The 21,620-nt window shown below is 74.4% G+C and carries 20 protein-coding genes; 7 read left to right on the top strand and 13 right to left on the bottom strand.

Features of this window, described 5'->3' with window-relative positions:
- Positions 1 to 98 precede the first annotated feature (98 nt).
- The 6 genes from AB0D01_RS03250 to AB0D01_RS03225 form a co-directional block, all read right to left on the bottom strand.
- Entirely contained in the window at positions 99 to 1,559 is a 1,461-nt protein-coding gene (locus AB0D01_RS03250; protein WP_363053258.1) for an HEXXH motif-containing putative peptide modification protein, read from the bottom strand.
- A complete protein-coding gene (locus tag AB0D01_RS03245; RefSeq protein WP_363053257.1) occupies positions 1,556 to 2,869 on the bottom strand; it encodes an FxsB family cyclophane-forming radical SAM/SPASM peptide maturase in 1,314 nt (437 codons plus the stop codon). Before AB0D01_RS03245 ends, AB0D01_RS03250 begins: the two co-directional genes overlap by 4 nt.
- Before the next feature lie 128 nt (positions 2,870 to 2,997).
- The gene (gene fxsA, locus AB0D01_RS03240; protein WP_363053256.1) at positions 2,998 to 3,219 is read right to left on the bottom strand and encodes an FxSxx-COOH cyclophane-containing RiPP peptide; all 222 of its coding nucleotides are present in this window, start codon (positions 3,217 to 3,219) and stop codon (positions 2,998 to 3,000) included.
- A 180-nt stretch (positions 3,220 to 3,399) separates the two neighbouring features.
- The gene (locus tag AB0D01_RS03235) at positions 3,400 to 6,837 is read right to left on the bottom strand and encodes an SAV_2336 N-terminal domain-related protein (protein ID WP_363053255.1); all 3,438 of its coding nucleotides are present in this window, start codon (positions 6,835 to 6,837) and stop codon (positions 3,400 to 3,402) included.
- A 4-nt stretch (positions 6,838 to 6,841) separates the two neighbouring features.
- Positions 6,842 to 7,918, bottom strand: coding sequence for a MoxR family ATPase (locus tag AB0D01_RS03230; RefSeq protein WP_363053254.1), 1,077 nt, complete (start codon positions 7,916 to 7,918; stop codon positions 6,842 to 6,844).
- 145 nt (positions 7,919 to 8,063) lie between these two features.
- A complete protein-coding gene (locus tag AB0D01_RS03225) occupies positions 8,064 to 10,145 on the bottom strand; it encodes a trypsin-like peptidase domain-containing protein (RefSeq protein ID WP_363053253.1) in 2,082 nt (693 codons plus the stop codon).
- Positions 10,146 to 10,293: 148 nt separating this feature from the next.
- Here AB0D01_RS03225 and AB0D01_RS03220 point away from each other — a divergent pair, with 148 nt between their 5' ends.
- Positions 10,294 to 10,479, top strand: a complete 186-nt coding sequence (locus AB0D01_RS03220; RefSeq protein ID WP_007266501.1) for a DUF6104 family protein — start codon at positions 10,294 to 10,296, stop codon at positions 10,477 to 10,479.
- 198 nt (positions 10,480 to 10,677) lie between these two features.
- Here AB0D01_RS03220 and AB0D01_RS03215 read toward each other — a convergent pair whose 3' ends face one another.
- The 3 genes from AB0D01_RS03215 to sodN all read right to left on the bottom strand — a co-directional run bounded on the left by AB0D01_RS03215 (position 10,678) and on the right by sodN (position 13,020).
- Positions 10,678 to 11,169, bottom strand: a complete 492-nt coding sequence (locus AB0D01_RS03215; RefSeq protein ID WP_363053252.1) for a hypothetical protein — start codon at positions 11,167 to 11,169, stop codon at positions 10,678 to 10,680.
- A gap of 106 nt (positions 11,170 to 11,275) precedes the next feature.
- Positions 11,276 to 12,460: a helix-turn-helix transcriptional regulator gene (locus AB0D01_RS03210; RefSeq protein WP_363053251.1), complete on the bottom strand. Its 1,185-nt coding sequence runs from the start codon at positions 12,458 to 12,460 to the stop codon at positions 11,276 to 11,278.
- A 164-nt stretch (positions 12,461 to 12,624) separates the two neighbouring features.
- A complete protein-coding gene (gene sodN, locus AB0D01_RS03205) occupies positions 12,625 to 13,020 on the bottom strand; it encodes a superoxide dismutase, Ni (protein WP_007266490.1) in 396 nt (131 codons plus the stop codon).
- Between the two features lie 172 nt (positions 13,021 to 13,192).
- Between sodN and sodX the strand changes: the two genes are divergently transcribed.
- On the top strand, positions 13,193 to 13,612 hold the full coding sequence (gene sodX / locus AB0D01_RS03200) for a nickel-type superoxide dismutase maturation protease (protein ID WP_363053250.1): 420 nt from the start codon (positions 13,193 to 13,195) through the stop codon (positions 13,610 to 13,612).
- Here the strand turns inward: sodX and AB0D01_RS03195 are convergent.
- Positions 13,516 to 14,145 carry a CGNR zinc finger domain-containing protein gene (locus AB0D01_RS03195; protein WP_363053249.1) on the bottom strand — a complete coding sequence of 210 codons (630 nt, stop codon included), beginning with the start codon at positions 14,143 to 14,145 and terminating at the stop codon, positions 13,516 to 13,518. The genes sodX and AB0D01_RS03195 overlap by 97 nt on opposite strands.
- A gap of 93 nt (positions 14,146 to 14,238) precedes the next feature.
- Between AB0D01_RS03195 and AB0D01_RS03190 the strand changes: the two genes are divergently transcribed.
- Entirely contained in the window at positions 14,239 to 15,009 is a 771-nt protein-coding gene (locus tag AB0D01_RS03190) for a class I SAM-dependent methyltransferase (RefSeq protein WP_363053248.1), read from the top strand.
- Between the two features lie 149 nt (positions 15,010 to 15,158).
- On the opposite strand, the gene AB0D01_RS03185 is transcribed toward AB0D01_RS03190, so the two are convergent.
- The 3 genes from AB0D01_RS03185 to AB0D01_RS03175 are packed head-to-tail and all read right to left on the bottom strand — an operon-like array spanning position 15,159 to position 17,848.
- Positions 15,159 to 15,911, bottom strand: coding sequence for an amino acid ABC transporter ATP-binding protein (locus tag AB0D01_RS03185; RefSeq protein ID WP_363053428.1), 753 nt, complete (start codon positions 15,909 to 15,911; stop codon positions 15,159 to 15,161).
- An 11-nt stretch (positions 15,912 to 15,922) separates the two neighbouring features.
- Positions 15,923 to 16,873, bottom strand: a complete 951-nt coding sequence (locus AB0D01_RS03180; RefSeq protein ID WP_363053247.1) for an amino acid ABC transporter permease — start codon at positions 16,871 to 16,873, stop codon at positions 15,923 to 15,925.
- 30 nt (positions 16,874 to 16,903) lie between these two features.
- Entirely contained in the window at positions 16,904 to 17,848 is a 945-nt protein-coding gene (locus AB0D01_RS03175) for an ABC transporter substrate-binding protein (protein WP_363053246.1), read from the bottom strand.
- A 526-nt stretch (positions 17,849 to 18,374) separates the two neighbouring features.
- Here AB0D01_RS03175 and AB0D01_RS03170 point away from each other — a divergent pair.
- The 4 genes from AB0D01_RS03170 to AB0D01_RS03155 all read left to right on the top strand — a co-directional run bounded on the left by AB0D01_RS03170 (position 18,375) and on the right by AB0D01_RS03155 (position 21,608).
- Entirely contained in the window at positions 18,375 to 19,577 is a 1,203-nt protein-coding gene (locus AB0D01_RS03170; RefSeq protein WP_363053245.1) for an NADP-dependent malic enzyme, read from the top strand.
- Between the two features lie 193 nt (positions 19,578 to 19,770).
- A complete protein-coding gene (locus tag AB0D01_RS03165; protein WP_363053244.1) occupies positions 19,771 to 20,733 on the top strand; it encodes a zinc-binding dehydrogenase in 963 nt (320 codons plus the stop codon).
- Between the two features lie 105 nt (positions 20,734 to 20,838).
- The gene (locus AB0D01_RS03160) at positions 20,839 to 21,048 is read left to right on the top strand and encodes a helix-turn-helix domain-containing protein (protein WP_363053243.1); all 210 of its coding nucleotides are present in this window, start codon (positions 20,839 to 20,841) and stop codon (positions 21,046 to 21,048) included.
- Positions 21,048 to 21,608: a Clp protease N-terminal domain-containing protein gene (locus AB0D01_RS03155; protein WP_363053242.1), complete on the top strand. Its 561-nt coding sequence runs from the start codon at positions 21,048 to 21,050 to the stop codon at positions 21,606 to 21,608. The genes AB0D01_RS03160 and AB0D01_RS03155 overlap by 1 nt, the downstream gene beginning before the upstream one ends.
- The last annotated feature ends 12 nt before the right edge of the window (positions 21,609 to 21,620 follow it).

The following is a 21,620-nucleotide window of genomic DNA, read 5'->3' as shown; positions in this document are numbered from 1 at the left end:
TGCCGTCTCCCTGTGATCCCGGCGGTGGACTGGAAGGGGAGGGGGTGGAGCGGGACGGGGCGGTGCGGGATTGAAAGGTACCGCAGCCCCGGGGGTCCTCAGCCGTGGCGGGGCGGGGCGATTTCGGGGTGCGCCTCGTACCAGGCGCGGCGTTCCCGGTCGAGGGCGCGGCGGGCCGTGGCGTGTTGGTCGCCGGGCGGCGGCAGTTCGTCCATGGCCCGCTCCGCGCAGGCCATTCCTTCGACGAACTCCCTTCCGGTGACGGTCAGATGGGGTTCGGCGCGCAGGGCGGGCAGCACCGCCGCGACCTGGGCGCGCAGGCGGGCGTGCTGGGCCCACGCGCCGCGGGCCCCGTACAGGGCGGCGCGCTGCCAGTAGCCGGCGAGGGCCAGGTGGGCGTACGTACCGTGCAGCAGCCCCTCCAGGGGCCTGGGGTCCTCGCGCCAGGGGGCCCAGTGGCAGGGGGTGCGGTCGGCGGTGTGCAGGGTCAGGATGTCGGCGAGCGCGGCCAGTTTGCCGTGCTGGACCTCGTGGACCAGGGTCGCGGCGAGCGCGGGCGGGGCCTGGCTGCGGGCCAGGAGCGAGCCGGCGGCGGCGGGCAGGGTGGCGCCGGTGGAGCGGGAGCCGCCGGCCAGGGGCACGACGGAGCGCAGCAGGGCGTCCACCTCCTCGGCGCGGGTGGAGTCGTAGCGCTCCAGCAGGGTGAGGGCGCCGGACCACTGGATGTCCCAGCGCTTGTGCCCCTTGGGGGTGAGCCGGCGGGCGGCGCGCACGGGCTCGGTCCGGAGCTCGACGGGATGGCCCGGGGCGGGTCCGCCGGGGGGCCGGACCCGGTAGGGGTCGAGGTCGTCGAGGGAGGCCCGGCCGCCGGGCAGGGGGTGCAGGGGCAGGGCGTCGGCGCTGTCCCAGGAGCGTTCGGTCAGGGCGAGCGGGCCGGGGCGGTCGGGGCGCAGCAGGCCGAGGGTGGGCAGGACGAGGCGGCCGTTGACGGGCCGCAGGGTGGCCTTGAAGCCGATCCCGGCGCGCAGCGCGGCGGCGACGGCGAGGGCGCCGAGGTGGGCGAGGTCGGGGGCCGGACCGTAGGGGGCGTGCAGCCGGCGCAGGGTCTCCTCGGCCCAGACGCCGGTGGCGGGGTAGTGCAGTACGTCGCGCACCGCGTCGGGGTCCTGTCGTTCGGCCTCCTCCAGGAGCGCCCACCGTTCGCCGGTCTCGCCGCCGGGGCCGTCGGGGGCGGCGTCGAGGACGGCGCGCAGCAGGAGCAGCCGCTTGGAGCGGCGTACGTCGCGCACGAGGCGGGTGCCCTCGGGGGTGGGTTCGGTGGAGGCGAGGGCGCGCAGGGTGCGGGAGCTGACGGCGAAGGAGTCGAGGCCGGAGTCGGGGGCGTCGGCGGCTTCGGCGGCGGGCGCGGCGGTGGCGGGCGGCGCGCCGAGGGGGTCCGTCCCGGGGGTGCGCGGGGTGGGGACGGCCGGATCGCCGGGGCGCGCGGTACGGGTGGGGTCGATGCGGGTGGGGTCGGTGCGGCCGGGGGTGGCGCGGCCGGGGTCCGTGCGGTGGTTCACGAGGCGGCCCGTCCCGTCGTGGCGGCGGTGTGCAGCGCGTCGGCGACGTGCCGGATCAGTCGCTGGAGGTCGGCGCAGTACACGGACGGCTGCCGGAACCCCTCCCCCTCGCGGTAGCGGTGCGGGTAGTGCCCGCCGCCGCACACCTCCACCAGTTCGCAGGACCGGCAGGCGTCGGCGAGGGCCTCCCGCCCGAGCTGGCGGGCGACGAAGCCGGGGTGGTCGAGGAGTTGGTCGAAGCTGTGGGTGTCGAGGTTCATGCCGGTCGCGGCGGCCCCCTCGTACGCGGACTTCAGCGAGTCGGCCTGTTCGATGCTGCCGTCGGTCTCGACGACGGCGGTGGTGACGGGCGCCAGGCCCAGGGTCTCGGTCGCGGCGGGCAACCCCAGCAACAGCGCGATCACCTCCTCGAAGACGCGGACCCGGGTGCGCCGCGCCCCGTCGTGCCACCAGCGTTCGAAGACGGCGACGAGCCAGTCCCCGTACGGGGCTCCGGTGCCCGTGTGGCCGGGCGGCGGGGCGGACCGGTTGGCCAGCGGCAGCAGCAGGCCGATGACGGGCGGGGCGAACTCCAGCAGGGACTCGTACGTCTCCACCGGGTCCTGCGCGAGGTCCACGACGCACAACACCCCGGCGTACCCGGCGGGATGCCGGGCGAGCAGCCGCAGGCCCCGGGCGGCGGCGGCGAACGCGGGCCGCCCGGTGTGGTCCACGCGGCGCGCGTTGTGCGCGGGGAGCCCGCCGTCGAGGCTGACGCCGACCCGGATCCCGGCGGCGGCCAGCGCGGCGACGCGGCCCCGCGTCAGCAGGGTGGCGTTGGTCTGCACGCTCGCGGTGAGCCGGGTGCGGGGGGCCCGGCGGGCCAGCGCCTCGCGTACCGCCTCGACGGGCGCGGCCAGCCGGGCGGGGGCTCCGAGGAGGGGTTCGCCGCCGTGCAGGACCAGGTCGACGCGGCTCAGATCGTGGGCGGCGGCGTGCTCGGCGATGCGTTCGGCGGCGCGCGCGGCGACGGCGGGCGCCATGACGGCGGGACGGTCGCGCCAGCTGCGGTCGGCCATCTCGTAGACGTAGCAGTAGGTGCAGGCGAGGTTGCAGCGGCTGTGGGTCTTGAGCACGAACTGCCGTACGGGGTGCGGTGCGTGGCCGGCGGAGCGCAGGGCGGGCACGTCGAGCCGGGCGTAGGGCCAGGGGGCGTGACGGGCGTGCGCGACGGGCGGGGGCGGTTCGCCCGGTGCGCCGGACGCGGCCGGTTCGGCGGGGTCGCCGACGACCGGCGGTCGGTGCGCGGGCAGCACGGGAACGCTCGTCATCGCTTGGCCCATCGCCTGTACCTCTCGCCGCGGACGGTGCATCCCTGCCCTGCGCAGAGCCCCCGCTAACGGCGGAAAGTGGTCAACTCCGGCCGGTACGGACCCGGTCCGGTGGAAACCGGGGGCGGCTAGACGACGCCGGAGTCGAAGGCGTTGAGGATCTCGGCCGGGTGCGTGACGCGGTCGACCATGCCCTCGATGACCTCGGCCAGGACGGGATGGTCGATCCCGCGCAGGGCGGCCAGGTCGAGGCCGGACAGGTCGGGCAGTCGGGCGGGGCAGGGGCGGGGCGGGGCCGCCTCCCGCGCGGGGGGCCGGCCGGGGGCCGGGGCCGGGGCCACGGGGGTCACCGGTGTGGTCGTGGCCGGAGGTGCCGGCGTGGTCGTGTCCCGACGTCCCGTCACCATGGGCAGCCCGTCCCCCTGTCGTATGCGGTGGTCCACTGCCCCTTCCCGTCGCCGGGCGGGCGGAAACGGCCGGGGCGCACCCGCGGCGGGCATCGCGGGCCCGGCAGGGTCCGGCCGCACGACCTAACCCCCCGTCTCCAGGGCGTGGACGCGGGCCCGGACGGTGCGGGCCCGTTCGTCGTCCGGGGTGCCGAGGCGCTGCCACAGCTCCAGGGCGGCCCGGTAGGCGTCCAGGGCCGCGCGGGGGCGGGCCAGCCGTTCCAGGACGTCCCCGCGCAGTTGTTGGACGCGGGCCGCGAGCCGCAGGGCGGCGCCGTCGGGGCGGCGGTCGGCGTGGTCCTCGCGGGCGTCGCGGTCGGCCTCCAGGGCGGCGCGCCAGGACCGCCGGTAGGAGTCGGCGGCCCGGTCGAGCCGGTCGGCGGTGCCGGTGTGGGCGTGGATCTCCTGCTGCACGTCCCCGTGTTCCCGCCAGGCGCGGGCCCGTTCGAGGGGGCCGTGGCTCTGCCGGACGGCCAGCTCCAACAGGTACTCCGCCTCCCTGAGGTCGACGAGGTCCCCCTCGTAGGCGTGCCGCAGCCGCAGCCCGGCGGCCAGCCTCAGCAGCCGGTACGCCGATCCGGGGTCGGACTGGGGCACCGCCGCCCGGCTCTCGCGCAGGACCCGTACGGCGAGGGAGGCGAAGCGGCGGCCGTCGCCGGCCCGGGCCCGGTCCAGGAGCGCGTCGCCCCACTCGGGGAGCAGCTCCGCGAAGGCGTCCGCGTCCCGCGGGATCAGCCCCCGGGCCCGGCCGTAGGCCTCGCCGGCCTCCTCCAGGGCCGCCGGGTCGCCGTCGCGCGCGTACCGGGCGCGGTGCACCCGGGCCAGGCACAGCAGGGCGGCCAACCGCAGCTCGGGGTCCCCGACGGACTCCTCCAGGGCCCGGGCCAGTTGCGCGGCCGCCTCCTCCAGCCGCGCCGGGAGGTGGCGCAGCGCGGCGGCCAGCTCCACGCGCACGCGCGCCCGCGTCCCGCGTGCCTCCGCCGGGCCGACGGGCCGTGCGACCCGGCGTTCCCGGATCCCGGCCGCGCCCGCCCCGGCGTCGGTGTCGGTGTCGGCGTCGGTCGGGGCCCCGTCGTGCCCGTCGTGCCCGTCGGCGCCGTGCCCGTCGGCGCCCCGCCCCTGCGGTTCCGGCGCGTCGGGGTCGGTGGCCGAGGCGCCGTCCAGCAGGGCGGCCAGGGCGGTGCCCAGGCGGGCGGCGGCCCGTTCGGCCAGGGCGGTGCGTTCCGTCGGGTCCGGGGTGTGGGGCAGCAGGGCCAGCAGCACCCGGCCCAGGGCCAGCAGCAGTTCGGGGTGGGCGCCCGGGCCGCCCGGGGCCTCCTGCGGCAGGACCGCGGCCTCCAGCGCCACCCGCGCCTCGTGCAGTGGGCCGGCATCGCCGCGCAGCTCGCCCAGCCGGATCAGGGTCTGCGCCCGCCGGACCGCGCAGTCCCGGCGCAGGCGGGGGTCGGCGGCGGCGCCGGCCTGCGCGAACTCCCGCTCGGCGGCGGCCAGCAGCTCCGCGTCGGGCCGGCCGGCCAGGGCCCGTTCGTACAGCACCCGGCCCAGGGCGGCGCCGGCGGCGGGCGTGCGCAGGCCGGTCAGGGCCCGTTCGGCCTCGTCGAGGAGTTCGGGGTCGCGCTGTTCGGCCCACAGCCACAGCAGTACCTCCGCGAGCGCGGTCTCGGCCTCCTCCGGCGGGTCCTGGGGTCCGGGCGGGGCGGTGACGGCCCGGCGCAGCAGGGCGGCGGCCTCGTACAGGGCCCGCGCGTCGCCGTCCACGAGCCGGTCCAGGGCCGCGCGCAGGGAGCGGGCGCGGTCGGGGACGGGCGGTGCGGGGGGCGCGGTCGCGGCGTGGGCGGGGTCCTCTTCGGGCGGGCCGGGCAGGTAGCGGCGTACGACCTTGGCCGACACGTGGGCGAAGGCCTGCGGGGGGCGCAGCGGGGGCACCCGGCCGGCTTCGGCCCCGGGTTCGGTGAGGGGGACGCCGGTGAGCTGGGAGACGGCGAGCGCGGGGAAGTTGCGCACGCCGCGGCCGAAGTGCGCGAGGACGTACTCGGAGCAGTGGGTGAGCACGAGCGCGGCCTCGTCCCGTCCCAGGGGCCCCAGCAGCACGTCCTGCACCCCGGGGACGAACTCGTACCACTGGCCCGGCGCCTCCCCGGTGCGCCTCAGGAGCCCGCTGAGCAGGACCTCGGCGAGGTCGGAGGGTTCCGAGTCGGGGAGCATCGTGCGCTGGACGAGCCGCATCACGGGCAGGGTGAGCGGGGCCGCCGACAGGTACACGGCGAGCCGGACGGCGTCGGGCGCGGCGGAGGAGCGGAAGCGGCGCACGAGTTCGCGGGGCGGTCGGGCGGCCCTGGGCAGGGGCTGGGGGGAGGCGGGGTGGCGGGCGAGGACCCGGCCCACCTCGGCCGGTACGGGGCCGGTGCCCAGCCCCGCGACGAGCCGGGCCCACGCCCCGAGGGCGGTGGCGCTGGGCGGCAGCACCGGGACGGTGAGCCCTCCGGTGGGCCGGCCGGGCCGGGGCGCCCGGTCGGAGCGGAAGCGCAGCAGCGGGCCGGCGCCCGCGCCCGCGCCGCCGTCGGCGCGCTCCAGCACGCCGCGTTCGGTGGGCAGCCAGCTGCGGCTCCAGAGGCGCTGCGGGAGGGGTTGGACGACCACGCAGGGCGCGCACTGGGCCCACCGGTGGAGCAGGCGTTGGGCCTCTCCCTCGCGCCACAGCGGTCCGGCGCAGTCGGAGACGACCATGGTCAGGGTGCGTCCGGTGGGGTCGCGCAGTTGGTCGCCGGAGCGCAGGGCGGTGCCGGGGGCGGGGCCGCGCCCGATCGCGGCCGTGCCGTCGGCGGGCCGGTGGAGGTAGTGGACCTGGACGTCGCGGAAGGCGCCGAGGCGTTCGCAGACGGCCCGCAGCTCCTCGAACATCTCGTGCCAGACGGCCATGGACGGGGAGGCGTCCATCACCAGCCGTACGGTCGCCTCGCGGCGGGTCTCGGGCCGGAACACGGGGATGAGCAGGCCGAGGGCGCGGGCCCCGGCCTCCGCGGTGGCGGCCTCGTCGAGGACGTGTCGGGTGGGCGGGCCGGGCGGGCGGTGGCGTTGCAGGGCGCGCAGGGCGCGTTGGACCTCCAGGATGCGCGGCAGCGCGGCCGCCGCGGGCACCCGTACGGGGATCCCGCCCGGCGTCTGCCCGCCGCCGAACGGTTCGCCGTCGGCGTCGGGGTCGGCCCCGGTCCCCTCGTCCGGGTCGGTCCCGGGGGCGGGGGCGCCGGCCGGGTAGAGGCGCAGCGCCTCCTCGGCGTCGGTCTCCTCCCGGGGGCGGGTCGGGCGGGGTCCCCCGCCGGTCTCCTCGTCGGATTCGTCCTCCTCCCGGTCCGGTCGGGGCGGGGTGTCGCGCGGGCCGTCCGGGGCGGCGGCGCGGGCCGCCTCGCGGGTGCGGCCGGCCAGCCACAGGGCGTCGGCGAGTTCCTCGGCGGAGGGGTCGAGCCCGACGGAGCGCAGCAGGCCGGCGAGGGCGCGGATCACCGGGTCGGGGGATGCGGCCACGGGCTCACCTCGGACGGTCGAGGCGCTGGATGAGCAGGTCCGCGAGGTCCTCGCGGGTGGGCGGGGCGGCGTAGTGGGTGAGGTAGATGGCGTTGAGGAGTTGGTCGGCCGCGACCAGCTCGGAGCGGGAGCGGCTGAGGAACTCGCGGATCAGGTCGGCGCCGAGTTGCGCCGCCTCCTCCCCGAGGTGGGCGCGGACCATGCCGGCGAGGCGCTTCTCGCCCGGGGGGCCGAGCTTGAGTTGGATGCAGCGGCGCAACAGGGCGGCGGGGAAGTCCCGTTCGCCGTTGCTGGTGAGGATGATGAAGGGGAAGGCCCGGCAGCGCACGCGGCCGTCGCGGACGGTGACCTTGGTGCCGTCGTCGGTGAGGACGCGCACCTCGGGTTCGGAGTCGGCGACCCGTTCCAGTTCGGGCAGCGTGAACTCGCCCTCCTCCAGGACGTTCAGGAGGTCGTTGGGCAGGTCGATGTCGCTCTTGTCGAGTTCGTCGATGAGCAGCACGCGCGGTCGCGCGGTGGGCAGCAGGGCGGTGCCGAGCGGGCCGAGGCGGATGTAGCGGCCGATGCCGCTGTCGGCTCCGCCGTGGACTCTGTTGTCGGCTCCGGCGTCGGCTCCGCCCTCGGCTCCGGCGGCCGGGGCCCGGTCCGACCGGCCGGCGCCCGCCGTGATCTGGACGTCCTGGAGGCGGGCGAGGGCGTCGTAGCGGTAGAGGCCCTCCTGGAGGACGGTCCGCGAGACCACCGGCCAGCGCAGGACCCGCCCCAGTTTCAGTTCGTGGGCGACGGCGTGCGCCAGGGTGGACTTCCCGGTGCCCGGGTAGCCGGTGACCAGCAGCGGCCGGCGCAGGTAGAGGGCCGCGTTGACCGCCTCCAGCTCCTCCGGTTCGGGCCGGTGCAGGGCGGCGGCCCGGCGGTGGGCGCCCAGCCTGCGCGCCACGCTCCCGTCGACGGCCGCGGCGGCCCCCTCCGGTTCGGCGAGGGGTCCGCCGTCGAAGTCCCGCCACGGCGGCGGGTCGGGCAGCGCCCCGATCCCGTCGTGTGGTTCGCCCACCCCCCGGTAGATCAGCCATTCCTCGCTCACGCCCGCTCCCTCCCACGACCCCACACCCGTACGGACCCGCTCCGTACGGGTCCCGCGCTCCGTGCTCCCCCGGACGCCGTGCCCGCCGTCGCCCGGCTCCCCCGCGCCCCGGGCGCGGCGCCCGGGGCGGTCGTCCGCCGCCCGCTCACAGGTCCCCCTGGAGCGGCTCGTCCTCGGGCAGGGGCCGCGCCGGGTCGTCCCAGACGAGGGTCACCCCGGCCGCCCAGTAGGCGTCGGGGTCCGCCCCGTACGCCCGGGCCCGCAGCGCCCGCAGGCGCTGCGGCAACACCGCGGCGCGGCCCGCCTCGGCCAACTCCTCGCGCAGCCCGCGGTGGAAGGGCGCGCAGGACACGGGCGGGCCGGGCGGCGGGCGGCGGCCGACCAGCACCCCGTAGCCCGTCTCCCGTACGGCGCGCAGCGCGCCCAGCGTCGGTTCGGCGTCGGCGGCCCGGCAGAGCACGGGGACGGTGTTGTCCAGGAGTCCGGCCAGCCAGCCGGGCGAGGGGCTGCGCGGTCGCCCGCGCGCGCAGTCGGCCCGCTGGTCGAGGAGCGGGCCCTCGCGCACCCGCGCCCACCGGACGGCCGCGGCCGGTCCCCCGTCGCCGTCCGGGTGGCGGAGCACCACCGGGCGCTGGACGCCCAGGGGCACCCCGCCCGACAGCGTCCAGGCGTCCACCGGGAGCCCGAACAGCTCGGGTTCCACGGCCACTTCGAGGAGCGATGCCGCCTCGTGCGTGTCGCAGCGCCGGAAGCCCTCGGCGAGCGGGGCCCGCAGGGCCTCGGGCAGGTCGTGGGGGCGGACGCGGACGCCGGACGCGATCGGGGTGACGTGGCCGGGGCGGGCGGGACCGGCCAGGACGGAGACCCGCCAGTCGTGGACGTCCTCCCAGCCGTGCGCCCACACCTCCAGCAGTACGGAGGGTCCCGACGGGGGGCCCGTGGCGGTCCTGGACCGGCCGCGCGCCCCCGTCGCGGCGTGGGCGCGGCGGCGGCGCTCGCGTTCGACGAGGCCGCGGTCGCGCTGCTCGCCCAGTTCGCGCCGCAGCGGGCGCCACAGTCGCTCCGCGGTGGTGCGCACCCAGTCCCACAGTTCGTCGTCCGCGCCGGGCGAGGGGGGCTCGCGGTGGTCGGCGACGCTCACGCCGGTCGCGTAGCGGAGCATCGCCGCGGCCTCACCTCCGACGCCGGGCGGATCGTGCAGCAGGCCGAGGCCGTCGCGCCAGCCGAGCGGGGCGGGTACGGCGGTGTCCGGTTCCTCGCCCCGGGCCTGTTCGACGAGCTCGCGCACGGCCTCCGAGGAGCCGGGCGGCGGCAGCTCGGCCAGCAGCCCGCACAGGGTGGTGAACTCCCCGGGGGTGAGCCGGCCCCGGCCGCCGTGGCGTGCGCCGTACCGGTCGGGCTCGGCGGAGGCGAGTTCGTCGTGGACGTCGGTCCAGGTGCGGCGGCTGTCGAGATCGCTCAGGTGGCGGTCGTGGTGGTAGAGGTCGTGGGCCTGCATCACCCTGCGGTACAGGCCGGTCTGGCCGGTGGCGGCCATGGGCAGGGTCCGCAGTTGGGACACCGAGACGGCGAGGCCTCCCCCGCCGCCGTGCCGGCGGGCCTTGACGACGCCGACGACCTCGCCGCGCGCGAGGTCCACGACGGGGCCGCCGGACATGCCGGCCTCGATCTCGTCGTCGTCCCCGAGGCGGATGGCGGCGCCGTGGGCGGCGATGCCGCGCAGCCGGGTGGTGCGGCCGGTGATCTCGGGGACGCCGAGTTCCTCGGTGCAGCCGAAGTAGGCGGCCTCGTCGAGGTGGGGGCCGGCGCGGTCGGTGAGCCAGACGCAGGCGTGCGAGACGGGGGCGAGGACCCGGACCAGGGCCAGGTCGGGCAGGTCCCACAGGGCCCGGCGGCCGGGGCGCCGTTCCTCCAGCCGTTCGGGCAGGACGCATTCCACCCGGCCCGCGACGGTTCCGGTGGCCCCGTCGGGGCCGGACTGGAAGGTGATGCCGAGCTCGCGCCCCGCCAGCCGCATCGCGGCACCCCCTTCGCCGACCACGTGCGCGCACGTCAGGACCCAGCCGGGGGCGATGAAGAAGCCGCTGCCCCAGGTGGGTCCGGACCAGTCGCTGCCGGGGTTGTCATACCCGCCCCGGGGCGGATGGACGCGTACCGTCGCGGCCCGGACCAGGGGTTCCAGGAGCGCGTAGGCACGCGCCGAACCGGTGCCCAGCCCGTCAGGCATCCCGCGCCCCCCGCCCACCGTCAGGCCCTGTCGTCCCATCGTGGCCGTCCAGGCTAGCCCCGGGGACGGACGTGGCGGGAGGGTGTGGTCGTAAGGCGGATTATCCTGGCGGGAAACACCCCCACCACGACACGGCACGGAGCCCGACTTGTACTTCACCGATCGCGGCATCGAGGAGCTGGAGAAGCGGCGCGGCGAGGAGGAGGTCACCTTCGAGTGGCTCGCCGAGCAGCTCCGTACGTTCGTCGACCTCAACCCGGACTTCGAGGTCCCGGTGGAGCGCCTGGCCACCTGGCTGGCCCGTCTCGACGACGAGGACGAGGACGACGAGTAACCCCGCCCGCCCGGCCCCGGGCCCGGCGCGCACACCCCCGAGGGGCCCGACCACACCCGGTCGGGCCCCTCGGCCGTCACCCGGACCGCCGCCCGCCCGGCGACCGAAAAGCTTCGGACCGCGCGGCGAGCCGGGCGCACGGTGTCCGGGGCCGCGCGCACAGTCCGTCGGGGTGCGCGTGCGACGCCGCGACCTCGATCATCCGCCCGACCCGCCGGGCCGGGCCTCCCCGAGCCGGGCCTCGCCGACGCGGACGAGCAGGCGGACGGCGGCGGTGCGGCAGAACCAGTCCCCGGGGACGGGGGGCGCGGCCCAGTACAGGGGCCGCCGCTCCTCGCCCCGGGCCCGCAGCGGGTCGGGCACCCCGAGGTACGTGCCGTGGCCGAGGCACTCCGCGCCGGCGCGGGCGCCCCACCCCCGCGCCGTGCCGGGCTCGACGAGGGCGTAGTGGTTGCGCCCGCGCGCGTCGTGGATGACGGGTCCCTCCAGGGCCACGGCGAGGACGAGGCCCACGACGTCGTCCCGGTCGCTCAGGGTCGCGGCCCGGGCCAGGGCGTCGGGGATCCGCACGGCCTCGAACCGCGCCCCGAGCGGCAGCACGGCCACGCCCCGCTCCCGCCACTCGGCGTGCGCGACCGCCGGATCGTCCAGACACCGCGCGTACCAGTCGGCCGTTCTCCTACAGGACACGGCGGCTCCCTACCGTCGTCAGCGAGTGGTGGCACGAGTGTGGAGGCACGGCGAGGCCCCGACTGTCCGGAGTTCCGGATAGTCGGGGCCACGGTTTCGCGGAGGGTCAGGCCCCGAGCCAGGAGCCGTACGACATGAAGGAGTCGGGCAGTTGGCGGCGTGCCGCCTCCAGGCCCGCGTAGGTCTCGCGGACGGTCTGGTGGTACCGGGCCTGCTGGGGTGCCGCCTTCCGCGCGTGCAGGAGGTTCTGGAAGCTGCCGTCCAGGTCGCCGGTCCACAGCTGAGCCCGGGCCAGCTCGGCGTGGTGGTGAGAGCGCCGCGACCTGGGCCAGTCCGCCGGGATGTTCAGCCCGCGCCCGCTCTGCGCGGCCTGCCCGTACTCGTCCAGTTCGGCCAGTACGCTCACCCGGTGCACGGCGACGTTCGTGGGCCCGAAGGTCAACCAGTGCACGGTGACGGCCTCGCCGGTGGAGTCCGCGATCCGCTCCGCCTCCCCGAGGTGCCCCTCGGCCCGATCGCCGTCCTTCGACCGTCCCGCCAGCACCGCCGCGCCCAGGTGGAGCTGACCGGTGACCACCTCTCGTTCCCGGCTGGGCTCGGACTGCGCCAACGTCCGCAGCCCGAGGTCGACGAGCCGTGCGCCGGTGCGGTATTCGCCGGCTCGCAGGTAGGTCAGGGCCCGCATGTAGCGGTACATGGCGCCGAACACGGCGTCGGAGCCGCGTTCGGCCGCCCAGTCCATGCGGGCCAGGGACAGCGCGGCGAGGTCGTAGTAGCCGAGCTTCGAGGAGACGTCGTAGGCGGTGCGGTAGAGGCCGGCCAGGAGCAGCCAACGCTCGCGGGCCGGCGCGGCGTGCGCCGCCGTCGTCGCCTCCTGGAGCAGGCCGGGGAGCCGGCCGGCGACCTGCTTGATCTCGCCGGCGCGGACGGCGACGAGGAGGGATTCGGCGTCGGCGGCGAGCAGGTGGTCCGCGCGCGGCGCGACGTCCGGGTCGGCGCCGAGGTCGTACAGGTCGAGCGCCTCGCGGATCGGTCGGATGAGCACGTCCAGTTCGTCCGCGCGCAGTTCGGTGACGTACGGCTGGCCGGTGACCGTGGCGACCTCGACGCGCAGGGCTCTGGCCAGGGCGGCGATGACGTAGGGCGTGGCGGGCGTGACGCCCTGTTCCACCTTGATGAGCGTGCCATACGGCACGAGCGAGAGGTCGGACAGCGCCTTCTGCGTGAGGTGGCGTTCCAGGCGCAGTCGTTTGACGCGCGTTCCGGTGTGGTCGTGCGATAGAGAGTGCATGATGGCTCCCGTTCAGACTCGACATCCGAACAGTAGCGGGACGCCGGGCACGCCCCCGAGGCCCCGACCGGGGGCGGACAGCCCAACGGCCCGGCCGCTCGGAGCGGTCGGGCCGTTGTCGCGTGCGCGCTGAGCGGCGCGGGGGGATCCCCCGGGCACCGGGATCAGGCGGCCTTGGTCTCCCAGAAGATCCGGTCGATCTCGGCGATGAGCTCCAGGGCCTTGGCGCCGGTCGCCGGGTCGTTCGACGCCTTGGCGGCCGAGAGGGCCTTCAGGGTGTCGTTGACCAGGGTGTGGAGCTGCGGGTACTTCTCGAAGTGCGGGGGCTTGAAGTAGTCGCTCCACAGCACCGACACGTGGTGCTTCGCGAGCTCGGCGCGCTGCTCCTTGATGGTGATGGCGCGCGCGCGGAAGTCCGCGTCCTCGTTGGCCTGGTACTTCTCCTGGACGGCCTTGACCGACTCGGCCTCGATGCGGGCCTGGGCCGGGTCGTACACGCCGCAGGGCAGGTCGCAGTGGGCGGAGACCTTCACCTTGGGGGCGAAGAAGCGGGAAAGCATGGGCTTGTCCTCCTCGTGATCGTCTTCTCAAGGGTGGAGATTACTCGCTGAGAAAGGGGATATCGCGGGCGCCCCCATGGGCTTGGGACAAAAGTCCAGCCCCGGACGAGGAGTGGTGAGCGAACGTACGGCGCCGTACGGCAGCATGCGGGGAGGGACGAGGAGGTCGGACATGACGGAGAACAGGCGCGAACGGGTGCGTTTCGGTGTCGCCGAGGTGACGGGCCCGTCGATGGTGCCGACGCTGTTGCAGGGGGACCGGCTCGTGGTCCGCCACGGGGCGCTGGTCCGACCGGGTGACGTGGTCGTGTTCCGGCATCCGTTCCAGCAGGACCTGCTCGTGGTGAAGCGGGCGGTGGAGCGGCGCCCGGGCGGTTGGTGGATGCTCGGCGACAACCCGTTCAACGAGACCGGCGACAGCACCGTCTACGGGGCGGTGCCCGAGGACCTGGTCCTGGCGACGGCCGTGCTGCGCCTGCGGCCGCGCGACCCGGCTCAGCGCTCGCTCAGGGCCCGGCTGTCCTGGCTGCTGTCGGCGGCGCGGCCGCTGCGCGCGGACTCCTCGGCCTCCAGGCGCTTGCGGGCGCGGTAGGCGGCGACGTTGGCGCGGGTGGCGCAGCGGTCGGAGCAGTAGCGCCGGGAGCGGTTGGTGGAGGTGTCGAGGTAGGCGTTGCGGCAGGGCGCGGCCTGGCAGAGGCCGAGCCGGTCGGGGCCGTGTTCGGTGAGGTGGAAGGCGAGCCCGAAGGACGCGATGGCGGCGTAGCCGGCGGAGGCGTTGGAGGGGTGGTCGGCGAGGTGGATGTGCCAGTCGGGGCTGCCGTCCGGGCCGACGGTCTCGTGGCCGGAGACCTGGGGGCTGACGGGGAACTCCATGAGCAGGGAGTTCAGCAGGTCGACGGCGAGGACGTGGTCGCCGCCGTCGGCGGCCTCGAAGACGGAGCGCAGCCGGCCGCGGACGTTGCGGAAGCGGGTGACGTCGGTGTCGGTGACCCGGCGGGCCATCTGGACGCTGGCCCCGAAGAGGGCGCGGACGTCGTCGGCGGAGGTGAGGGAGTCCTTGCCGCGGGCCGGCTCCTCGGTGTTGACCAGGCGCACGGCATAGTCCGAGTAATGGGCCAGTTCCACTTGTAGTCCTTACGGCTGCGGGTTAGTGTCTACGGGGGCCGGCTGTAACGGCCGATATACGTTCGAGGGTATTACGTGGAGGAGGGTTTCGGGATGACGGATGCGCGGACCGACTCGATCGGCACGGACTGGCAGGCCTGGCAGGACAGCTGGGACCGCCAGCAGGAGTGGTACATGCCCGACCGCGAGGAACGGTTCCGGGTCATGCTGGACATGGTCGAGGCACTGGTCGGTCCCACCCCCCGGGTCCTGGATCTCGCGTGCGGTACGGGAAGTATCACGGACCGGCTCCTCAAGCGGTTCCCTGAAGCGACGAGCACCGGGCTGGATCTCGACCCCGCGCTGCTGACGATCGCCCGGGGCCACTTCGAGGGGGACGACCGCGTCACCTTCGTCACCGCCGACCTCAAGGACCCGAACTGGCCGGCGGCGCTCCCCCACGACTCCTACGACGCCGTCCTGACCGCCACCGCCCTGCACTGGCTGCCCAGCGCGGACCTGTCGGTCCTCTACGGGCGGATCGCGCCGCTGGTGCGCCCCGGCGGGGTGTTCATGAACGCCGACCACATGCCCGACCCGAGCACCCCGCGCATCGACGCCGCCGAGCACGCCCACCGGCACGCCGGCATGGACCGGGCCCGCGCGCAGGGCGTGCCCGACTGGCGCGAGTGGTGGGCCCTGGCCGCAGCCGACCCGGTGCTGGCGGAGCCCACGAAGGCCCGGTTCGAGATCTACGGCGAGCACGCCGACGGCGACACCCCCGACGAGGCCTGGCACGCCCGCACGCTGCGCGAGGCCGGTTTCGCGGAGGCCCGTACCGTCTGGCGCTCCCCCTCGGACGCGCTGGTCCTCGGTCTGAGGTAGCGGGACCGAAGGAGGAGCGGCGCCCGCCCGCCCCGCCGGGCACGGGGCCGGGGTCGGGAACGCGTGAGAGGGGCGGTACGGGTCTTCCGTACCGCCCCTCTCGCGTGTCGCGGGGACCGTGCCTAACGCGCCGGGACCGGTCACGACGGTCACAGCACCTTGGACAGGAACGCCTTCGTGCGGTCGTGCTGCGGGTTGCCGAGGACGTCGCGCGGGTTGCCCGACTCGACGACCACGCCGCCGTCCATGAAGACGAGGTTGTCGCCGACCTCGCGGGCGAAGCCCATCTCGTGCGTGACGACGACCATCGTCATGCCGGACTCGGCCAGGTCGCGCATGACGTCGAGGACGTCACCGACCAGCTCCGGGTCCAGGGCCGACGTGGGCTCGTCGAAGAGCATCAGCTTCGGCTCCATGGCCAGCGCGCGGGCGATGGCCACGCGCTGCTGCTGGCCGCCGGAGAGCTGCGTCGGGTAGTTCCCGCCCTTGTCGCCGAGGCCGACGCGGTCGAGGAGCTTGACGGCGCGCTCCCGCGCGACGGCCTTGCTCTCGCCCTTGACCATGACGGGGGCTTCCATGACGTTCTCGATGGCCGTCATGTGCGGGAAGAGGTTGAAGCGCTGGAAAACCATGCCGATGTCCCGGCGCTGGGCCGCGACCTCGCTGTCCTTCAGCTCGTAGAGCTTGTCGCCCTTCTGCTTGTAGCCCACCAGGTGGCCGTCGACCGAGAGCCGGCCGGCGTTGATGCGCTCCAGGTGGTTGATGCACCGCAGGAAGGTCGACTTGCCGGAGCCGGAGGGACCGACCAGGCAGAAGACCTCGCGGGGGGCGACCTCCAGGTCGATGCCGCGCAGGATGTGGGCGGCGCCGTACGACTTGTGGACGCCTTCGGCCTTGACCATCGGCTGGGCGGTCACTTCGCCACCTCCGTACGGCGGAACAGGTTCAGGTTGGCCTTCAGCCGCTGGAGCGGCGTGGGCGGCAGGCTGCGCAGGGAACCGCGGGCGTAGCGGCGCTCCAGGTAGTACTGCCCGACGCTGAAGACGCTGGTGAGGGCGAGGTACCAGATGGAGGCGACGAAGTACATCTCGATGACCGCGCCGGCCGTGGTGCCGATGTTGGAGCTGGCCCGCAGGAGTTCGGTGTACTGCACCGCCGAGACCAGGGAGGAGGTCTTCAGCATGTTGATGAACTCGTTGCCGGTCGGCGGGATGATCACGCGCATCGCCTGCGGGAGCACGACGCGGCGCATCGTCTGGACCTGCGTCATGCCGAGCGCGTGCGAGGCCTCGGTCTGGCCCTCGTCGACGGACTGGATGCCGGCCCGGACGATCTCCGCCATGTAGGCGCCCTCGTTCAGGCCGAGGCCCAGCAGGGCGACCATGAACGGGGTCATGACGTCGACGGTCTCGTTCTTGTAGATCGGACCGAGGTCGATGTACTGGAAGATCAGCGGGAGGCTGAACCAGACCAGCAGCTGCACGTAGACCGGGGTGCCGCGGAAGAACCAGATGTAGAGCCAGGCCACGAAGCTGGTGACCGGGTTCTTCGACAGCCGCATCACCGCGAAGAGGATGCCGAGCGCGAGGCCCAGCGCCATCGAGGCGATGGAGATGATCACGGTGTTGCCGAGACCGGCGAGCACCGAGGGGTCGAACAGCTTGTCGCTGACCGTGCCCCAGATGATCTTGCCCTGGGAGAAGGCGTAGACGAGCCAGGTGAGCAGTACGGCCACGACGACGGCGCTGATCCAGCGACCGTAGTGCCGTACGGGGATGGCCTTGATCGCCTCGTAGGGGGTGCCCGAGGCGCCGGGCCCGGCCGGCGGAGTGGCGGCCGGACCCTTGTCGATCTTGTCAGTCACAATGACTGCCCTTCAGTGGAGCGCTCGGTCTTACTTTCCTGCGTTGACCGTGGCGGACGGCACGGCGCTGTCCTTCACGTTCCACTTCTCCAGGACCTTGGCGTAGGAGCCGTCCTTGATGATGGCGTCGAGGGCTTCCTTGAGGGCGTCGCGCAGCTGCGTGTTCTCCTTGGAGACCGCGATGCCGAAGAGGCCCACGTCGGCCTGCTGGCCGGCGACCTCGAAGTCGTTGCCGCCGCCCGAGGTCTTCGCGATGTACGCGGCGACCGGGAAGTCGTTGAGGTCGGCCACGGCGCCGCCGGCCTTGACGCGGGTCTGCGCCTCGGCGTCGGTGTCGAAGGCCTCGATGGTGAGCTTCTTGTCCCCGCACTTCTCGGCCTGGGCCTTGAAGGTGTCCTCGTAGATGGTGCCGCGCTGGACGGCGACCGTCTTGCCGCAGACGTCGTCGAGGGACTTGATGTTGTCCGGGTTGCCCTTCTTGACCAGGAGGGAGAGGCCGGAGGAGAAGTAGTCGACGAAGTCGACGCCCTTGCCGATCTTGGCGCCCTTGTCGTCGAGGCCTTCCTGGCGCTTCTTGTTGTCGGTGATCGAGGACATCGCGACGTCCTGACGACCGGTCTCCAGCGAGGTGATCAGACCGTCGAAGGTGCCGGAGGTGAACTGGAACTTCACGCCGAGCTGCTTGCCGAGCGCGTCGGCGATGTCGGGGTCGACGCCGACGATCTTGCCGCCCTCGGTGAACTCCATGGGGGCGTAGGCCGCGTCGGTGCCGACCTTGATGACACCCGCGTCCTGGATCTTCTTGGGCAGCTTGGAGAACAGCGGAGCGTCGCTGGTCTTCTCCTTGGTGGCGGAACCGCTGTCGGTCTGGTCGCCACAGCCGGTGAGGATCAGGGCGCCGGCGACCGCGATCGCGCCGACCGCGGCGATCCGGGACCGGGCGGCGGTCGTACGACGGGTGGTGCTAGCGGTCATGAGCTGGTTCCTCCGACAGGGGTGGAAAAGCATCCGAGACAGGTCGGGCACGCACCATCGAGTGTCGCGACCTTGTGTGATTACGGCATCTTGCCATTCGGACTGACGCATTCAGGCTGCCCGTCAGGTCAAAATCAGATAACGGGTGCCCGCGTAGACCCAACAGCCCTGCGGGGAACGGCTCTCGGGGCCGCACAAAACGCTGTGACCAGCCCTTTTGGGAGCACTTTTTACGGTGCGTCTCGCCCAGTGGACAGAGAGCTTTGGACTTTTAGCCAAAAACAGGACAAGCAGCCTATGGTCGAGCAGGAATCGACTCGTCTGGGTGAGCGTTCTTCCGGTAGAACAGATCCTTACACCCCTCATCCGGGGCTCAGGGCGCGCGTGCGGCGTGCCCGCGCGTACGAACCTCCCCTTCGCGGAGACGGGCCAACCGTCGATGCGGAGTACGGACGCGGTGCCCGCCCACTTCTTAACCAGGAGTGGCCACCCTCAACGATTCAAAGGACCTAAGGGGTCACACGAAGTGGCAGCGGAGATCGTCAACCCTCGCAGCGACAGCGCGACGGACAACAACCCCGACGCGGTGTTCGCACTGCACCGGGGCGGAAAGATGGCCATCCAGGCCACGGTGCCGGTGAACGACAAGGACGACCTGTCCCTGGCGTACACCCCCGGCGTGGCGAAGGTGTGCACCGCCATCGCCGAGCAGCCCGAGCTCGTGAACGAGTACACCTGGAAGTCGAACGTGGTCGCCGTCGTCACCGACGGTACGGCCGTGCTCGGACTCGGTGACATCGGGCCCGAGGCCTCCCTCCCCGTGATGGAGGGCAAGGCCATCCTCTTCAAGCAGTTCGGCGGTGTCGACGCGGTTCCGATCGCGCTCGCCACCAAGGACACGGACGAGATCATCGAGACCGTCGTGCGTCTCGCGCCGTCCTTCGGCGGGGTCAACCTGGAGGACATCTCCGCGCCCCGCTGCTTCGAGATCGAGCGGCGCCTCCAGGAGGCGCTCGACATCCCGATCTTCCACGACGACCAGCACGGCACGGCCATCGTCACGCTGGCCGCGCTGCGCAACGCCGCGAAGCTCACCGGTCGCACCCTCGGCGACCTGCGGGCCGTGATCGCGGGCGCCGGCGCCGCCGGCATCGCGATCGCCAAGATCCTCGTGGACGCGGGCATCGGCGACGTGTGCGTCACCGACCGCAAGGGCGTCGTCTCGGCGGACCGCTCCGACCTGACGGACGTCAAGGCGGAGATCGCGGGCCTGACGAACAAGACGGGCCTGAACGGCACGCTGGAGGAGGCCCTCGCGGGCGCGGACGTCTTCATCGGCGTCTCCGGCGGCACGGTCGGCGAGGAGGCGGTGGCCTCCATGGCGAAGAACTCCTTCGTCTTCGCCATGGCCAACCCGAACCCCGAGGTCCACCCCGACATCGCGCACAAGTACGCGGCCGTCGTGGCGACCGGTCGGTCGGACTTCCCGAACCAGATCAACAACGTGCTGGCCTTCCCGGGCATCTTCGCGGGCGCCCTGAAGGTCCGCGCGACCCGGATCACCGAGGGCATGAAGATCGCCGCCGCCGACGCCATCGCCGGCGTCGTCGGTGACGAGCTCGCCGCCGACTACGTGATCCCCTCGCCTTTCGACGAGCGCGTCGCGACGGCCGTCACCGCCGCCGTCGCCGCGGCGGCGAAGGCCGACGGCGTGGCCCGCCTCGTCTGATCGGCGCGCCGGACCGCACGAGCCCGTACGCACGAAGGCCCGACCGGAGTGATCTCCGGCCGGGCCTTCGCGCGTCCGGACCCGCCCCGCCGGCCGCGACGCCGGCCCCTGCGCCGGCCGCTGCGCCCGCCCCGACGCCGCCCCGACGGTCACCCCTGGCCGGCGGGCCTACCGGGCGGTAGCGTCTGGCGGCATGTTCGCTGCCTACGCCTCCCGAATCGACCGCGACCAGCCGCTGAACGGCCTCACGCTGGGCGAGCGCCCGGCCCCCGTGGCCCGCCCCGGCTGGGTGACCGTCGACGTCCGTGCCGCCTCCCTCAACCACCACGACCTCTGGTCGCTGCGCGGGGTGGGCCTCGGCGAGGACAAACTGCCCATGATCCTCGGCTGCGACGCCGCCGGGGTCGACCAGGACGGCAACGAGGTCGTCCTGCACTCCGTCATCGGCCAGAGCGGCCACGGGGTCGGCCCGGACGAGCCCCGCTCCATCCTCACCGAGCGCTACCAGGGCACCTTCGCCGAGCAGGTCACCGTCCCCGCCTGGAACGTGCTGCCCAAGCCCGCCGAGCTCTCCTTCGAGGAGGCCGCCTGCCTGCCGACGGCCTGGCTCACCGCCTACCGGATGCTGTTCACCAACGCCGGGGTGCGCCCGGGCGACTCCGTGCTGGTGCAGGGCGCGGGCGGGGGCGTGGCCACCGCCGCGATCGTCCTGGGTCGCGCGGCCGGCCTGCGGGTCTTCGCCACGAGCCGCGACGCCGCCAAGCGGGAGCGGGCCGTGGAGCTGGGCGCGCTGGAGGCGTACGAGCCGGGCGCGCGGCTGCCGCAGCGGGTGGACGCCGTCATCGAGACGGTCGGCGCCGCCACCTGGTCGCACTCGGTCAAGTCCCTGCGCCCCGGCGGGACCCTGGTCATCTCGGGCGCGACCAGCGGCGACCGGCCGGCGCACGCCGAGCTGACCCGGATCTTCTTCCTGGAGCTGAAGGTGGTCGGCTCGACCATGGGCTCGAAGGACGAGCTGGAGGACCTCCTCGCCTTCTGCGCCGCCACCGGGGTGCGCCCCGTGATCGACGAGGTGCTGCCGCTGGACCGGGCGCGCGAGGGCTTCGCGAAGCTGGAGTCCGGCGACCTCTTCGGCAAGGTGGTCCTCAAGGTCTGAGTCGGGGTCGGCGTACGGGTGCCGCCCGTCGCACCCGAACGCCCGTCACGCCCGCTTGTCAATCAGGGTTGACACCTCTCCCGTTGTCAACCTAGATTGACATGCATGACGGAAGCCACCGATCTCGCCGAACAGGCCGGAGACCCCGACCCGCGCGTGGGCCTGCGCTCCGTGGCCGCGCTGCGCAGACTCCTCGAACAGCTGGAGGCGGTGCAGGTGCGAGCCGCCCGCGCGCGGGGCTGGTCCTGGCAGGAGATCGCGGCCGAGCTGGGCGTCAGCCGGCAGGCCGTGCACAAGAAGTACGGGAGGCTGTGATGTTCGAACGCTTCACCAAGGACGCCCGCGAGACGGTGGTGGGGGCGGTGGCCGAGGCCAGGCGCGCCGGGGCCGCCACGGTCACCGAGGAGCACCTGATGCTCTCCCTGCTCGACCTCGGCGCCCTGGACCCGCTCGGCGTGGACCGGGCGACGGTGGCGGGCGCCCTCGCGGCGGCCCGCCGTCGGGGCGGTCTCTCGCGCGCCGACGAGCAGGCCCTGGCGGGGCTCGGCATCGACCTCGCGCGGATCGTCGAGCGGGTCGAGGAGACCCACGGCGCGGGCGCCCTGGACTCCCCCGCGCCGCGCCGGCGCACCCTCGGCTCCTCGCTGCGCTCGGCGCTGGGCCGCCCCGAGTCGGAGCACCGGCACGTCCCCTTCGCCGAGGGCGCGAAGAAGACGCTGGAGTCCTCGCTGCGCATCGCGCTGGGCCGGGGCGACCGGAGCATCGGCACCCCGCACCTGGTGCTGGCCCTGCTGGCCCGCCCCGGCAGCGTCCGCGAGGTCCTCGCGGACCAGGGGATCACCTACGACACCGCCGAAACGACCCTGGCGGCCTGACGAAAACCCCAC

Source organism: Streptomyces sp. NPDC048606, assembly GCF_040650855.1.
In the GTDB taxonomy this organism is placed as follows: Bacteria; Actinomycetota; Actinomycetes; order Streptomycetales; family Streptomycetaceae; genus Streptomyces.
This window is presented reverse-complemented; position numbering and strand designations above follow the sequence as displayed.

Excerpts from the sequence above, each read along its gene's own strand:
- AB0D01_RS03175 (WP_363053246.1), bottom strand. The coding sequence starts at position 17,848 with ATGACCGCTAGCACCACCCGTCGTACGACCGCCGCCCGGTCCCGGATC.
- sodN (WP_007266490.1), bottom strand. The coding sequence starts at position 13,020 with ATGCTTTCCCGCTTCTTCGCCCCCAAGGTGAAGGTCTCCGCCCACTGC.
- AB0D01_RS03225 (WP_363053253.1), bottom strand. The coding sequence starts at position 10,145 with ATGCCTGACGGGCTGGGCACCGGTTCGGCGCGTGCCTACGCGCTCCTG.
- AB0D01_RS03245 (WP_363053257.1), bottom strand. The coding sequence starts at position 2,869 with ATGACGAGCGTTCCCGTGCTGCCCGCGCACCGACCGCCGGTCGTCGGC.
- AB0D01_RS03160 (WP_363053243.1), top strand. The coding sequence starts at position 20,839 with ATGACGGAAGCCACCGATCTCGCCGAACAGGCCGGAGACCCCGACCCG.
- AB0D01_RS03185 (WP_363053428.1), bottom strand. The coding sequence starts at position 15,911 with ATGGTCAAGGCCGAAGGCGTCCACAAGTCGTACGGCGCCGCCCACATC.
- AB0D01_RS03210 (WP_363053251.1), bottom strand. The coding sequence starts at position 12,460 with ATGCACTCTCTATCGCACGACCACACCGGAACGCGCGTCAAACGACTG.
- AB0D01_RS03165 (WP_363053244.1), top strand. The coding sequence starts at position 19,771 with ATGTTCGCTGCCTACGCCTCCCGAATCGACCGCGACCAGCCGCTGAAC.
- sodX (WP_363053250.1), top strand. The coding sequence starts at position 13,193 with ATGACGGAGAACAGGCGCGAACGGGTGCGTTTCGGTGTCGCCGAGGTG.
- AB0D01_RS03155 (WP_363053242.1), top strand. The coding sequence starts at position 21,048 with ATGTTCGAACGCTTCACCAAGGACGCCCGCGAGACGGTGGTGGGGGCG.
- AB0D01_RS03190 (WP_363053248.1), top strand. The coding sequence starts at position 14,239 with ATGACGGATGCGCGGACCGACTCGATCGGCACGGACTGGCAGGCCTGG.